Genomic DNA, 14,232 nt, shown 5'->3' on the forward strand with positions numbered 1-14,232 from the left:
TATTTTTCTATTTTTCGAGAGATTCCGGTAACGTTGTGATGAAATCCCTGATCTCGTCGCGGATACGGCGATAGTGGCCGAGCGCCTCCTCTTCGGTTCCGGAGTGAAGCGCAAGCGCCGGGGGATCCTCGAAACTACGGTGAACCTGACGCACCCTGCCGGGGAAAAACGGGCAACTCTCACGGGCATGATCGCACAGTGTCACCACATAATCGAAGGGTATATTCATGAGTTCGTCGACTAATTTTGAGCGCTGGCCGGATATATCGATTCCGGCTTCAGCCATGACCCTGACAGCCCGGGGATTGAGACCGTGAGATTCGACACCGGCGGAATATGCCTCGATGGTGTCGCTCCTGAGGTGACGGCACCATCCTTCGGCCATCTGGCTGCGGCAGGAGTTGCCGGTACAGAGGAAAAGGATTTTGATTTTTTCACGAGCGCTCATCTTTACTCCATAGTAAAAGAAGTGGCAAAAACGGGAGTATCATTCATGAGAGCATACCCGCGCAGACTTCCTTTCAGGAAGGAATTAACCTCATCGGTAACATAATCGGTAAACAGTGTTTTATTGACGAGGAACATCTGAAGACTGTCGAGCTTCTTCCAGACAATCTTCTTTCCGCCGCGTATCTTCACGAGCACCACCGACCTGCCATCGAGCTGGTAATCATCGATAAAGTGGCGGTAAGCGGGTAAATCGACCGGAATCATGCGCCACACAATGAGCCCGTCGGAACAATGCTGCCCGAAATTTCCGTTCAATGCATCACGCATGAATTTTTCGATTTTCCTGCAGGTCAGGTCGCGGTTGCTCGTGGTGAAATAATACACGACATCAACATTTGCATCGGGCAGAAGAATATGCTGAACATCGACAGGTTCACCTGTCTGGTTTGTTTCATGGGATGAGTCATTAGCCGTCATAAAGGGGAAAACCAGCTTGTCCTGAAAAATCATGAGCAGAAGGAAAATGATCAGAGCACCCTCCAGCATCGCAAGCAGATAATTCTTTATATCCCTCGATTTCATCTTTACCTGAAGCTCTTTCCGGGAATACTATGATTCCCCCAACAAACAGTTCCGGATAATACACCATAATATGAAGCGATCAGTTTCCCACAATCCTCGCATCGTTCATTTTACAGCTTTTTGTGAGAATGGCGAGAGGGTAATTTCACAGGAAATTACATCTGATTGTCACATCAGAAAATATATCGAATTGAATAATATATTCCAACAACAATAAAAACAATACCGGTAATCCGACGGCTCCACCGTTCGAAACGGGTCAGGAAGGTAAACATCCTGCCTAGCGAGTTCATACCGAACGCAATAAAAAAGGCACATATGATAACGGGGAGAGCCGTACCGATACCGTACAGGGAAGGATAGAGAATACCGGACTGGATACGAGTGCGGGCCTGAAGGGAAAGAGGTATGAGACTGCCGAAAAAGAGCGCCGCCGAAACCGGACAGAACGAGAGGGCAAACAGAATACCCAGAAATCCGGCGCCCCATATCCCTCCGCTGTCGACACGGCGCTGCAAGGTTCCGGTCATGGCGAATCCGGGGATATTCAGAGTCAGCAGCTCAAGAAGGAACATCCCTGTCACTATGAGAACCGGCCCCAGTATCTTGTTCATGGAAGTCTGAAGGAACATCGAAACAGCGGAAATCGAGAAGAGCGTTTCGACAACGGCAAAAGCAATAACCACATACGTCAACATCCTTCCCGAAGTATATGCAATCCCGCCGAGAATCACATTCCGTATGGCGCCGGTCCGCTTGCCGAGGTAAGAAATAGCCGCGATATTGGTCGCAAGCGGGCACGGGCTTATCGAGGTGAGGATGCCAAGCCAGAGTACTGTCAGAGCAACAGTAATCATCGAATCGATCATCCCTTCTCGATAAATGTCCTGACTTCATCGGTTATATATGATTTGAAAGCCTTTTCATCACCGAGCAGATTCCAGACCTGCTCCAGATTCTTCCATTCGACCTCTTTACCCTTGCGGATTTTCACCAGTACGACGGATTTCGTATATAACTGGTATTCTTTGACAAAATGGTTGTTTTCAGGTGTATCGACCGCGAGCATCCGCCATATGAGACGATGGTTCTTGAGCGCATCCTCAAAGTTCTCCTGTACGGCATCTCTCGTGAACGATTCGATTTTCATGCAGGAAGGACACCGCTGGGCGGTCATGAAATAATAAACGACATCGACATTTGCATCCGGGGCAACCGGATTCCCCGATCCTGTTTCATTTGATGCCTGAGCGGGTGAGTTCGCCGCCGCCTCCTCAGCGCCGGTTGTGTCAGCCGCATTACGGGTTTCTTTGACGATAAGAACAGCCACGCTCACCACAACAAACGCAACCAGCAATACTGTGACAATCATTTTTGGTTTCATAGCCTGGATCCCCTCCGTTCATTACCATGAGTACTATATTATTGCATTCTGTATTCTGCGGTATTATCTATGATTTGTTCCATTTCTTCACCTGCGTTTAAAACCATTGCCGCGTTTTGAGGCAAATCCTTACAAGCATGAGCATGACGGGCACTTCAATGAGGACACCGACGACAGTTGCCAGCGCAGCGCCCGAGGAGAGCCCGAAAATCATGGTTGAGGTGGCAATCGCCACCTCGAAATGATTCGACGCCCCGATCATGGCAGAAGGTGCGGCATCGGGATAGCTAAGTCTGAGAACCCGTGCCAGCCCGTAACCGAGCCAGAAAATGAGATTGGTCTGGATAAACAGGGGTATGGCAATCCAGAGAATGGTCAGAGGATTCGAGATGATCACCTCCCCTTTGAATGAAAAGAGTAGCACGAGGGTGATGAGGAGCGCTCCTATCGTTATCGGAGTAAGCAGGTGAAGGAATCTCTCCCTGAACCATATCTCCCCTTTGGCGGCAATAATCCACTTCCGCGATATATACCCTGCTGCAAGAGGAAGCGCCACATAAATCGCGATGGACAGAAAAAGCGCCTGCCACGGTACCGGCAAACGGCCGACACCGAGGAGAAATCCTCCGAGAGGCCCGTAGAATACAAGCATGGTAAGTGAATTGATCGCCACCATCACAAGCGTGTGCCCGTCATTGCCGCGCGCAAGATATCCCCACACGAGCACCATGGCGGTACATGGGGCGACACCCAGGAGAATGCAGCCTGCCAGATAACTCCGCCACAGGGGAATTTCGAGTACTTTCATGCCACCCGCCATCACAACCCTGCCATCACCGTGCAACGCACCGACCGGCAGGTCCAGACCGAGGGGCATTTTCACAAGATCGACGGCATCGGTACCGATGAAGTTCCTGAATACCATTCCGAGAAAGAAAACCGAGATAGCATACATGGTGAACGGTTTAACCGCCCAGTTGATAAAAAGCGTCAGGCCGACGGGCTTGATACTTTTCCCTGCCTTGACGATCTCGCCGAAATCGATCTTCACCATGATGGGATACATCATGAAAAAGAGGCAGACGGCTATGGGGATCGATACAACAGGAGCCTCGCCGACATAAATCGCAAGACTGTCGAGAAACGAAGACACACCCGGCGCCAGTTTTCCCATCACGATCCCTGCGAGAATGCACAGAATCACCCATACGGTAAGATATTTTTCAAAAAAACTCAGCCCTTTCTCATGCCTTGTGTTTTCAGTTTCCATGGAAGAGCATCCCCCTGTAAATTGTATCCTCGTTCAATGAACAGAACCTACACGAGCATTTTTTCGATTTCTTCGACAGCGGGGATTTTCCCGACAGTTTTCACCTCGCCGTCCACCACAAGCGCCGGTGTCATTATGACGCCGAATTCCATGATCCTGTTGATATCCGTTATTTTTTCGATTTCATACCCGATACCGAGCTGTTTCGCGGCTGCCTCGGAGTTTTCGGCAAGTTTTTTACACTTCGGGCAGCCGGTGCCGAGAATCTGAATGGTTTTCAAAATATTTCTCCTTTGTCATATTTAATCCGTGTGAATACTGATTTTGAAGATCACAGGGATGAGGACAATTTACGGTTTTTCATAGAATTATTACCTTCACCCCCGATTCCCTCCAGTAAACAGGAGAGGGGAAAAAAGCATTATATCGGGTATTCGAGCATGTTACTAATAATTACATCAAAGGGTTCTATTCATGATTGTTTCATTTCATCCGAACACCGCGCCATAGATCAATCCCGTGAAAGTCGCCATCAGAATGACGAGCGTCACAAAAACGACCGTCTTTTTCGTACCCATCACGCTGCGGATGACAAGCATGTTGGGCAGGCTGAGCGCTGGTCCCGCCAAGAGGAGCGCCAGCGCCGGGCCGTTTCCCATGCCGTTTCCGATGAGCCCCTGAAGGATAGGCACCTCGGTGAGCGTGGCAAAATACATGAATGCCCCGGCAAACGATGCGACAAAGTTCGACAGGAGCGAATTGCCGCCGACAGCGGCGCTGACCCAGCGCGATGGTATCAGTCCTTCATACCCCGGCCGCCCGAGAAGCGCTCCCGCGATGAGGACACCAAACAACAGGAGCGGCAGTATCTGTCCGGCGAATCCCCATGAGGAAGCGAACCAGTCGCTTGTCTCTCCCCTGTCGGTGCCTGTGATGACTGAAAGCCCCGCAATCCCGATCACAAACGGAATCATCGGCTCGTGGGGGAAAAAGAGTGCGGCGCTACCGGTGGGAACTACGACGCCGAGGATTTTCCACCAGGCGAGGCCGAACCAGGCGATCAGCACAATCCCCAGCAGCACGGAAAATCCACCGGTAATGGGCCATTTCAATGAATAGATGACGTGCCAGAGACCTGCCGGCGCATCAGGCCTGCCCCAGTTGGCAAATACGAGAATGCCCACCATGGAGGCAAAATAGACTGCGGTCTGCCACAGGGGGCGGGTATCTTCAGAATCCGGCATCGCGAACTGCGCCCTGGCCTTTTCTGTCTCCTCTTTCCGGAAGAATACATGCATCAACAGGCCGATAATGATGCTGAAACCGACAGCGCCGACCGCTCTGGCTATTCCTAATTTGAAACCGAGAATGCGCGCGGTCAGTATGATTGCAAGGACATTGATCGCCGGGCCCGAGTAGAGAAACGCGGTGGCGGGCCCGAGCCCCGCGCCCATCCTGTAAATCCCTGAAAACAGCGGGAGCACGGTACAGGAGCATACTGCGAGGATTGAGCCGGACACCGACGCGACACCATAGGCAAGCACCTTGTTCGCCCGTGCGCCGAGATATTTCATGACCGAAGCCTGGCTGACAAACACCGAGATTGCGCCGGCAATGAAAAAGGCGGGTATCAGGCATAGAAGGACATGTTCGCGCGCGTACCATTTCGCGAGGTACAGTGATTCCAGCACAGCGTTGTTGAAACGCGGAATTCCGACGGGAAGGTAATAAAAGCCGAGAAATACGGCCGCAAGTATACCAAGAGATTTCAATTCCTGTTTCATGCTCATCGATTTCTCTTCAATACGGTTGTTTCATGAACGAATCCAAAGCTCAATTGAACGCGGATTCTCGCGGATCAGACGGATTCTCGCGGATTATATTTTCTAATTATATCTTTTGTGTCTTAACGTTTTATAATTGCTCATAATAGTACAAACAACATGTTATATAGATTTGTGTCTTTGTGGTTTATTATTATTGCTCCGGCGAATAAATAATGATACCGGAAGTAAAAAAAACATGGATTCCCGCTTTCGCGGGAATGACGGCTTGGTGCGCAGTTACACAGATTGTACCGAATCACCTTCATAGGGCTCAATTTCCGAAATATATTTCACTGTTTAATCGCCGGAGCAATATCATGAATAACCCTCATGACTATAAACAGTCACAACGAAAGATAAAAATGTATGCAGGCTGCATATGGATTCCCGATTAAAGATTCGGGAATGACAGCGCTCCAGAGACTCCCGTCGCCAGACCGGGGTTTCAGAACTGCATTCATGAAACAATATCCCGCATCGAACCAGAGACTCCCGGCACCAGACCGGGGTTTCAGAACCGGGAACCGTAGATGCATTTTCAGATAAATCCGGATTAAGAAAATTGTAATACCATGAAGAAACAAAATGTTACAGTTCTTTATGCCTTTGCGACTTTATGAGAAAATATTTACATAGAATCGGTGTAAGTAAAATGGCATCATTTTAATTCAACGAGGCGTATCTGCTCGCGGGCGTTTGTCAGAAGCACCGACTCGACGCAGGAAAAAAAATTAAGAATACACCGGGTTTTCAGAGAATAAAAAATTTTGGTACCTTCCTTTTCATCACTGATGATCCCGACATTTTTGAGAATCGACAGATGCTTCGACACAGTCGATATATCGGCCCCGACCATTTCAGTGAGCTCACAGACACATCGTCTGTCATGTGAAAGCACATCGATGATAAAGAGACGGGTCGGATGAGCCATCGCTTTTATGATACGGGCCCGGGCTTCGAACCGGGCATTTGTTTCGGCATCCATAACAATCTCCTTAAAGGAATGGCATGATCTTGCATATTTGGTAATATAGCCAAATAACCAATGATTGCCAACAATTTTTTCCTGTCCGGTTTATTTTTTTATCTTTTTCATTGCCTTTTACTGGGTCATGATATATTCTGTCCTATCTTTTATCTATGTGATGGTAACTATTTTCAGGGCTTAGTGTTCATGCAGCATAACTCTTCCGTCAGTCCCCGCACAGTTCTCTACGTTTCCGTGGTTATCTGCATCTGGTCGGTTTCGGCGACCGTTGAAACGGTGACCCTGCGCGGTCTGTCACCCATGCAGTTCAGTCTCTGGAGCACAGCGGCAGGCTCGCTTGGTCTTATTCTTGCGCTTGCGATGAAAGGATCGCTCAAAAGTCTCGGATCGTATCGTTTACAGGATCATATGCAGCTCCTGCTGTTCGCCGTCCTCGGATTCTGCGGATACCAGACTCTCAAATACACCGCCTATATTACCGTCCCGGTGCCCCAGGCCAATATTCTCCAGTATACCTACCCGGTTTTTATCGTGATTTTTGCCATGCCGTTCCTCAACCAGAGGCTCACCTTTACCAAGATCACCGGCATTGCCGCGGGTTTCATCGGAGCGGCGATCATTCTTTCGGGCGGGAGCTTTACCGGGATCGACCGGACACATTTTAGCGGATACCTGCTTGCGCTGTCCGCGGGTTTTTCGTGGGGATTGTTCAGCGTCCTCGCCTCACGGGCGGCGTTCGAGCCCGTTTCATCCATGTTTTTCATGCAGTTGTACAGTACGGTGATAGTATTGAGCATTGTTCTGTTACGGGGTATGTTCGTTATTCCGGGAGGATTTCGCGAGCTTGCGGGAGTCATATTCTCCGGTATCATATCAAATGCGATCGGAGTCCTTCTGTGGCTCGATGCACAGCGTTCCACGAACGATGTTTCACTCATCACCGGTTCGCTCTACCTCATACCCTTTCTCTCGCTCGTTGCATTCAGGGTATTCCTTTCCATACCAATTCCCTTTTATACCTATACGGGCCTTGTTTTTATTGTCGGGGGCATGGTGTTTCATACGATCTGGTCACGCCGTTATTCCGGTAAAAACGGGCGGGCGATGCGTCCCGGCCCGGCGCCGCATGTCCGTTTTGTCGGCAGCCCTGAAAAAACAAAGCACACCCCCGACAGATGAAATTTTCGATTGACTCTCTGTCTCTCTGTTCCTTTGTTCCTTTGAAAAACAACAAATTCTGTTGCATAACACGGTCATTTAACTTACTATAGGATCAAATAGTAAGAGGGCTGTGAAAAAGTATATTTTTCACGAGCCCGATAATGAAATGTATTGTTTCGGTGCTGTCAAGGGCATGTAAGCCTGTTCCCGAATCATTAATCGGGAATCGGCACTTCATGCCGACCCTTGACAGCTTATATCCACACGTACAGACTTTATCACAAGGCTTGTAATACACACATACAAATAACCGGTTTTCGGGAGAAAAACATGAAACGTAAATACGGTATCCGTATACCTGTCGCGATGCTGCTTGTTACCATGGCATTGTCATTTCTGCCAGCCTTTGCCGCTGAGCTCTCACAGCCCGAATACAAGGTGATAGAGGAACTCGATGTCATGGTCGCCATGCGGGACGGCGTGCAGCTGTCGACCAACATCTACCGTCCCGACGCGCAAGGAGCATTCCCTGCCCTCATCATGCGGACACCATACGGTAATGGCGGAAGCGACAATCAGGACGGTCATTTTTTCGCTCAGAGGGGCTATGCGGTCATTATACAGGATGTGCGCGGCAGGTATGAATCCGAGGGGCTGTTCGATGCAGGCCGGACAGAGGGAGTGGACGGAATCGATACCCACCAGTGGGTCGTATCACAGCCATGGTGCAACGGCAGGCTCGGTACGTTCGGCGGATCATATGTCGGGTTCACTCAGTGGATGCCTGCTTCCCTGGGAAGCTCTCATCTCGAAGCGATGTTCGCGACGCTCACATCCGCGGATTTTCACGATTACTGGATGTACCAGGGCGGCGCGTTCCGTCTCAGGTCATGGACATCATGGATTTACTGGCTGACCGAACCCTACGATGCAGGCAGGGAAGACAGAAACGGCAAAATGAACGAGCTGAACGGCACTCTTCCTCTCATGGAACAGGACAAACTCCTCGGATGGAGGGTATCCTCGGCGCGGGATTGGCTCGCCCACCCCGAACACGACCTTTATTGGAAAAATACGAGCATAATGGACGGGTATAAGAACATCCATGCCGCGGTGTACAATATCGGCGGGTGGTACGACATCTTTCTGGCGGGAACGCTGAAGAATTATACCGAGATGACAGGGTCGGGCATCGATCCATCGGTCCGGAAAAAACAGAAACTGCTCGTCGGTCCGTGGCTTCATGGTTTTACCGGGGATGGCAAGGTCGGCGATCTCGATTACGGGAAAGACGCCATAATGGGCGGACTGCCTTTTCAGACACTCATGCTCCGGTTGTTCGACAGCGCGCTCAAGGGAACCGATACCGGTATCATGAACGAGGCGCCGGTGAGGATTTTCGTGATGGGCAGCAATGTCTGGCGCGACGAGCAGGAATGGCCGCTTGCGCGTACTCAATACCGGAAGTGGTATTTCAGCAGCAGGAGTAAAGCCAATACGCTTACCGGCGACGGCCTCCTCGACGCATCGATGCAGGACGGCGCATCGACCGACACCTACACGTACGATCCTGCCGACCCGGTACCCTCATCGACCGATACCACATACTACAGCCATTTTTCGAGCGGGCCGAGAGACCAGCAGAAAATCGAGGAACGGCAGGACGTTCTCGTCTACTCGTCACCCGAGCTCGAAAAGGACATGGAAGTCACCGGGCCGGTCGAAGCTGTTGTCTATGCCGCCAGCACGGCGCTCAATACGGATTTCACCGCCAAACTCGTCGATGTCTACCCGGACGGCAGAGCGATGCGTCTCTGCGACGGCATCATCAGGGCAAGCAGCCGTAATCCCGGAGAAAAACCGTCAAACATCGAACCGGGCAGGGTATATGAATACCATATCGACCTCTGGGCAACGAGCAACGTGTTCAAAAAGGGCCACCGGATCAGGGTCGAAATTTCGAGCAGCAACTTCCCGCGGTTCGACCGTAACCTCAACACGGGCGAAAAATTCGCTGTCGGAACCGCATGGATAAAAGCCGTGCAGACGGTTTATCATACGAAGGAGTATCCCTCCCATATCGTGCTGCCGGTAATCGAATAGGATATTGTTCCCGCGGGTTTTGTATAAAAGGGATACATGGCTCGATCTATCAGCAATTTTTGAAAGAACGCGGATTTGCGCGGATTTATTATATTATATATTTCGGTTATCCAGTTAAATCAGCTAACATGATTGATCCCCCTCGGCTTCGCTGTGTCCCCCTTATAAAAGAAAGGGGGACGAAAGTGCCCCAAAAGCCATTCCCCCTAAAAAAGAGGGGATGCCGCAGGCAGTGGGGATCACATACTATCGGAATAAATTATCAATTCTGAATAAAAGGTTTTCTATGCTTATCAAAACGGATAACCGGATCTTATTTTTAATGTGAACGATTCAAAACCACTAATAACAGTATAAATAATAAGTTATATTTTTTCACGTCTTTGTATCTTCGTGACTTCGTGGTTCATATAATCTTTTTTCACAGGGAAACGGAAGAAAAATCATGGCTCGCTATCTGGCAGGCATAGACCTCGGCACATCGAGTGTCCGCGCGGGGATATACGATGAAGAAGGAGTCCGCAGAGCAATCGCTTCGCGCGGATATCCCATTCTCACGCCTTCACACGACCGTTCGGAGCAGAATCCCGAAGACTGGTGGAACGCAGTGTGCGAGTCACTCGCGGAGGCGATTGCATCCGCCGGCGTCAAAGGATCGGACCTGACAGGAATTTCTTTCGATGGCCAGATGCACGGCGGAGTCATGCTCGATGGCGTCGGAGAGCCGATATGTCCTGCCGTTATATGGCCCGATTCACGGAGCGCGGGCGAGCTCGATGAGCTTACCGGCATTATCGGGGAAACCACGCTCGAAAACACGGTCATGAACCGTCTGTTCCCCGGAACATTCGCCGCCACGCTCCACTGGATGCGGAAGCACGATAACGCCACATGGAAACGAATCCGCCGCATTCTCCCGCCGAAGGACTATATCCGCTACCGCATGACCGGTCTCTATAACACCGAGCCATCCGATGCATCGGCAACACTTCTCTTCGACCAGAACAAACGGGACTGGTCGGCGGAGATTCTCAGGAAACTGGATATTCCCCTGGAGTTCATGCCCTATGTTGTCAATTCGGACGAACAGATCGGCGCAACCGAAGGAATCGGGGAAAAGACCGGCATCCCCGATGGCATTCCGGTGGTGACCGGAGGCGCAGACCAGGCATGCGCCGCACTCGGCAACGGATTACTCGACAGCGGCTCCATGCTCGTTACCATCGGAACGGGGGGGCAGATATGTACGCCGCTTGCTTCTCCGGCGGCCTCTCCGGGATTGTCTCTCAACATGTTCTGTCACCTTCCCGAGTCGAGGTGGTACCTGATGGGCGCCACGCTGTCGGCAGGGCTGAGCCTCCGCTGGTTCCGTGAAACATTCTGTCCCGAAACTTCTTTTCAGCAGCTCGACCACGAGGCATCGGAAACACCTCCGGCCGGTCAGCTCATGTTCCTACCCTATCTTCCGGGGAAACGGTCTCCCGACCTCAATCCCGCGGCTCACGGAGTTTTTTCGGGCATCAGGCTCAACCATCGCCGCGGACATTTCGCCCGTGCGGTCATGGAGGGAGTCGTGTTCGATCTGAAGGAATCGCTCGATGTCATGAAAGGCATGGGAGTAGCCCCCCGGAGCATCATCGCTTCGGGCGGCGGCGCGGGAAGCGGCCTCTGGATGCAGATTCTGGCCGATATATTCGACGAGCCGGTTCAGGTGTCGAGGCGGACAGAGCAGGCGTGTTTCGGGGCGGCGCTTGTCGCTGGTATCGGAACGGGCATATACCGTGACTACTGGCACGCCGCGGAACTTGTACCGCCTCCAGCTGAGACGGTTTATCCGCAGAAGGAAAACACCGAACGGTACAGAGAACGATATGATGAATACATGCGGCTGTATCGTGATGCTGTGGTTAAAACCGGATGAAGAAAGACGCTGTCTTTCAGGAATACGACGAAGGTTTCACCGAAATAGGCCGATTATTTTTCCGTGCAAGATATTGCCCGGCGAATAAAGAATGATACCGGAAGTAAAAAAAACATGGATTCCCGCTTTCGCGGGAATGACGGCTTGGTGCGCAGTTACACAGATTGTATCGAATCACCTTCATAGGGCTCAATTTCCGAAATATATTTCACTGTTTAATCGCCGGAGCAATAAAAAGGCAGGAAATGCTTTCTTTCCTGCCTTTTGTACTGTTATGCCTTTATATTATTCCGGATACATGGAATCAAATATGAACCGGTGTTTTACATCTTATACGATGTTGTGAATGTCTGGCCGCCGGAGGTAACCGTGGTCGTCACATCATACGTCATCTCTGCGGTACCGGTCATCACCATTTTGGTGGTGAATTTCTCGGAACCCTGATATGTCCCGTTAAAGTTTATATCTCCGGTAACGGTGATTTCGTACTTATTCAGCGTGTAGCCCGAATAGGTAGCGGCGCCTTTATAAGTAAACGTACCACCAAGGAACAGCTTGCCGTCATCAGAGTAATCGTACAGTGTACAGGTGAAATCATAATCGATTCCCGTAGGAGTCGTACCGCTCATCTTGGACACCATCTTACCCTTCACCACGGCTTTTCCGGAACTGGCGCCACTGACTTCACCATCAAGGTTTGTCGTGTAATCCGCAGCCTGCTTTCCATACGAGGCCGTCTGCATGGCTTTACCGAATGCAGTCCAGGCAACGGTATTGACTTCGTTCGATACGGTCTGTACATTTTCCTTGGTAACGACAACATTCGCACTGTTCGGACGTTCTGTCAACGAGCCGGCGGTTGTTCCTCCCCCGCCGTTCGCCGGATTATTATTGTCCTTATCGTCGTCACTGTCACCGCATCCCAGCGCCATCGTCAGTGCGAAGGAAAGCCCAATTGCCAGCAAAAATCTTCTTTTCACCTCGATACCCTCCTTTGTCGATCAACAATGTTGATCACAGTAAAATGTTACCAGCATGTTAGTGCTCCTGAGAATAAACAATACACAGGATATGAAACAGATCGCTATCAATCCCGTCTGAAACGCCTCCCGGTCATTGCATAATCTCAGGAGCAATCATACATGCCGAACAACTGTAATGGTACTCTTTTTACTGAACTACCCGCGTGTAGGAAAAATATTGATTACAATTAAACAATAAACCAGAAAAATGTAAATGACTAAAATTAGTCATGGTAAAGGATTCGACCCGAAAAAGGTGATGAAATTCTTCCTTTTTCACCATCTTTCCGTATTTATCTGAAAATGAGGTCTTTTAGTGCTATGGCATCACAACACAATATAGAAATAATGGAGTTATATATCCAATATTTAGTAATTATAATCGTTCTTATCTAAAAAGAAGCATAAAAATTCAAATTCGTGTGAATCTGCGGTCTATCATGTTTACAGGTACACCCGTCCTGATTCTTTATGTCACCATGTCTGCCAGTGAATGTTTGACGGATCGAATTTATCCTTCGGCTTTTCCTCGCCGGTCGGCCAGCCGATAGAGATGATGTTGAGCGGAATAACCTCCATCGGTATACCGAGAACGCGGCGGACATGGTTGAATTTGAAATACTCGGGATAAATGCCTATCCATACAGCGCCAAGTCCTGTCGCCTCTGCAGCGAGGAGAATATTTTCGGATGCCGCGGAGCAGTCCTGTATCCATACGTCGCTGTTGAGCGCCCGTCTGGTATCCCCGCATACAACGATGGCTGCGGCTGCCTGTTTCAGCATTTTTGCGGTCGGAGAACACTCTGAGAGCGAATCGAGGAGTGCGCGATCGGTTACCGCCACGAACGACCATGACCGCTTGTCTGCGGCGGTCGGTGCTGCCATGCCCGCTTTCATGAGAACGGTGAGCTGTTCCTTCGTCACCGGTTTATCGAGGTATTTACGAACGCTTTTTCTCCGGTGGATGACAGTGAGGGCGTCATCAATTTTCGTTGTCTCCTGGGCAAAAAGAACCTGACAGGATATCGCCCATATGCTCATAAAGAGCACAATCGGAGCAAACCTTACGTCGCGAAATCTTTTCATGGAGAACCTCCGCTTTAAGAGGGCGGTGAAAAAGTGTCTTTTTCCACACGCCCGATAATAAAATGTATTGTTTTGTTGCTGTCAAGGGTCAGCACGGACTGGCCCCCCCCCATTTTTAAGAACACTTTTTTATATGTTACTTCCTTTGCGTGCCCAAAGGAAGTAACCAAGGAAAGGGCACCCCGAGAAAAGCCTGTTTCCACGGTCACGGCCCGTTTTTCGGGAATGTGTGAACTCACGAGCCTTCGGCTCGCTCGAACAGCACCCATTCTTTTTCCGAAAACCGGTTGTGACCGCGGGGCTTTTCAATGGGGTTTTTACATCAGAAGCTCCAAAGGGTGTTATGCTATGTATAATCAATTCATTACAATACAACTCAGAATTGATTCCGGAAGGCCGCCAGGAAAAATGCATTTTTCGGCCATCACCCATTTTTTAA

13 protein-coding genes are annotated in these 14,232 nt (G+C 50.1%); 3 read left to right on the plus strand and 10 right to left on the minus strand.

Going from position 1 to position 14,232, the window contains the following annotated elements; translation table 11 throughout:
• Positions 1 to 7: 7 nt before the first annotated feature.
• The 8 genes from LLG96_05970 to LLG96_06005 form a co-directional block, all read right to left on the minus strand.
• Entirely contained in the window at positions 8 to 448 is a 441-nt protein-coding gene (locus tag LLG96_05970; protein ID MCE5249750.1) for an arsenate reductase ArsC, read from the minus strand.
• A gap of 2 nt (positions 449 to 450) precedes the next feature.
• Complete coding sequence (locus LLG96_05975; GenBank protein ID MCE5249751.1) at positions 451 to 1,032, minus strand: nitrophenyl compound nitroreductase subunit ArsF family protein; 582 nt, start codon at positions 1,030 to 1,032, stop codon at positions 451 to 453.
• 173 nt (positions 1,033 to 1,205) lie between these two features.
• Positions 1,206 to 1,889, minus strand: coding sequence for an aromatic aminobenezylarsenical efflux permease ArsG family transporter (locus LLG96_05980; protein ID MCE5249752.1), 684 nt, complete (start codon positions 1,887 to 1,889; stop codon positions 1,206 to 1,208).
• 8 nt (positions 1,890 to 1,897) lie between these two features.
• Positions 1,898 to 2,416, minus strand: coding sequence for a nitrophenyl compound nitroreductase subunit ArsF family protein (locus LLG96_05985; protein ID MCE5249753.1), 519 nt, complete (start codon positions 2,414 to 2,416; stop codon positions 1,898 to 1,900).
• Between the two features lie 97 nt (positions 2,417 to 2,513).
• Positions 2,514 to 3,686, minus strand: coding sequence for an ACR3 family arsenite efflux transporter (arsB, locus tag LLG96_05990; GenBank protein MCE5249754.1), 1,173 nt, complete (start codon positions 3,684 to 3,686; stop codon positions 2,514 to 2,516).
• A 47-nt stretch (positions 3,687 to 3,733) separates the two neighbouring features.
• A complete protein-coding gene (locus LLG96_05995) occupies positions 3,734 to 3,967 on the minus strand; it encodes a thioredoxin family protein (protein MCE5249755.1) in 234 nt (77 codons plus the stop codon).
• Positions 3,968 to 4,174: 207 nt separating this feature from the next.
• A complete protein-coding gene (locus tag LLG96_06000) occupies positions 4,175 to 5,476 on the minus strand; it encodes a permease (GenBank protein ID MCE5249756.1) in 1,302 nt (433 codons plus the stop codon).
• A gap of 694 nt (positions 5,477 to 6,170) precedes the next feature.
• Entirely contained in the window at positions 6,171 to 6,497 is a 327-nt protein-coding gene (locus LLG96_06005; GenBank protein ID MCE5249757.1) for a metalloregulator ArsR/SmtB family transcription factor, read from the minus strand.
• 189 nt (positions 6,498 to 6,686) lie between these two features.
• Between LLG96_06005 and LLG96_06010 the strand changes: the two genes are divergently transcribed.
• The 3 genes from LLG96_06010 (at position 6,687) to xylB (ending at position 11,685) form a co-directional block, all read left to right on the plus strand.
• The gene (locus LLG96_06010; GenBank protein MCE5249758.1) at positions 6,687 to 7,679 is read left to right on the plus strand and encodes a DMT family transporter; all 993 of its coding nucleotides are present in this window, start codon (positions 6,687 to 6,689) and stop codon (positions 7,677 to 7,679) included.
• 312 nt (positions 7,680 to 7,991) lie between these two features.
• Positions 7,992 to 9,764, plus strand: coding sequence for a CocE/NonD family hydrolase (locus tag LLG96_06015; GenBank protein ID MCE5249759.1), 1,773 nt, complete (start codon positions 7,992 to 7,994; stop codon positions 9,762 to 9,764).
• A gap of 445 nt (positions 9,765 to 10,209) precedes the next feature.
• Positions 10,210 to 11,685, plus strand: coding sequence for a xylulokinase (gene xylB / locus LLG96_06020; GenBank protein ID MCE5249760.1), 1,476 nt, complete (start codon positions 10,210 to 10,212; stop codon positions 11,683 to 11,685).
• Positions 11,686 to 12,008: 323 nt separating this feature from the next.
• Here the strand turns inward: xylB and LLG96_06025 are convergent, their stop codons facing one another.
• Positions 12,009 to 12,665 (minus strand): hypothetical protein, encoded by a 657-nt coding sequence (locus tag LLG96_06025; GenBank protein MCE5249761.1) that lies wholly within the window; start codon positions 12,663 to 12,665, stop codon positions 12,009 to 12,011.
• 516 nt (positions 12,666 to 13,181) lie between these two features.
• Positions 13,182 to 13,793: a nitroreductase family protein gene (locus LLG96_06030; GenBank protein MCE5249762.1), complete on the minus strand. Its 612-nt coding sequence runs from the start codon at positions 13,791 to 13,793 to the stop codon at positions 13,182 to 13,184.
• Positions 13,794 to 14,232 lie beyond the last annotated feature (439 nt).

Source organism: bacterium (genome assembly GCA_021372535.1).
Lineage (GTDB): Bacteria > Latescibacterota > Latescibacteria > Latescibacterales > Latescibacteraceae > JAFGMP01.

What these genes read in the sequence shown, in the direction of transcription:
- LLG96_06000 (MCE5249756.1), bottom strand. Translation starts at nt 5,476, where the DNA reads ATGAGCATGAAACAGGAATTGAAATCTCTTGGTATACTTGCGGCCGTA.
- LLG96_05980 (MCE5249752.1), bottom strand. Translation starts at nt 1,889, where the DNA reads ATGATTACTGTTGCTCTGACAGTACTCTGGCTTGGCATCCTCACCTCG.
- LLG96_05975 (MCE5249751.1), bottom strand. Translation starts at nt 1,032, where the DNA reads ATGAAATCGAGGGATATAAAGAATTATCTGCTTGCGATGCTGGAGGGT.
- LLG96_06030 (MCE5249762.1), bottom strand. Translation starts at nt 13,793, where the DNA reads ATGAAAAGATTTCGCGACGTAAGGTTTGCTCCGATTGTGCTCTTTATG.
- LLG96_06010 (MCE5249758.1), top strand. Translation starts at nt 6,687, where the DNA reads ATGCAGCATAACTCTTCCGTCAGTCCCCGCACAGTTCTCTACGTTTCC.
- LLG96_05970 (MCE5249750.1), bottom strand. Translation starts at nt 448, where the DNA reads ATGAGCGCTCGTGAAAAAATCAAAATCCTTTTCCTCTGTACCGGCAAC.
- LLG96_05985 (MCE5249753.1), bottom strand. Translation starts at nt 2,416, where the DNA reads ATGAAACCAAAAATGATTGTCACAGTATTGCTGGTTGCGTTTGTTGTG.
- LLG96_06015 (MCE5249759.1), top strand. Translation starts at nt 7,992, where the DNA reads ATGAAACGTAAATACGGTATCCGTATACCTGTCGCGATGCTGCTTGTT.
- arsB (MCE5249754.1), bottom strand. Translation starts at nt 3,686, where the DNA reads ATGGAAACTGAAAACACAAGGCATGAGAAAGGGCTGAGTTTTTTTGAA.
- xylB (MCE5249760.1), top strand. Translation starts at nt 10,210, where the DNA reads ATGGCTCGCTATCTGGCAGGCATAGACCTCGGCACATCGAGTGTCCGC.
- LLG96_06005 (MCE5249757.1), bottom strand. Translation starts at nt 6,497, where the DNA reads ATGGATGCCGAAACAAATGCCCGGTTCGAAGCCCGGGCCCGTATCATA.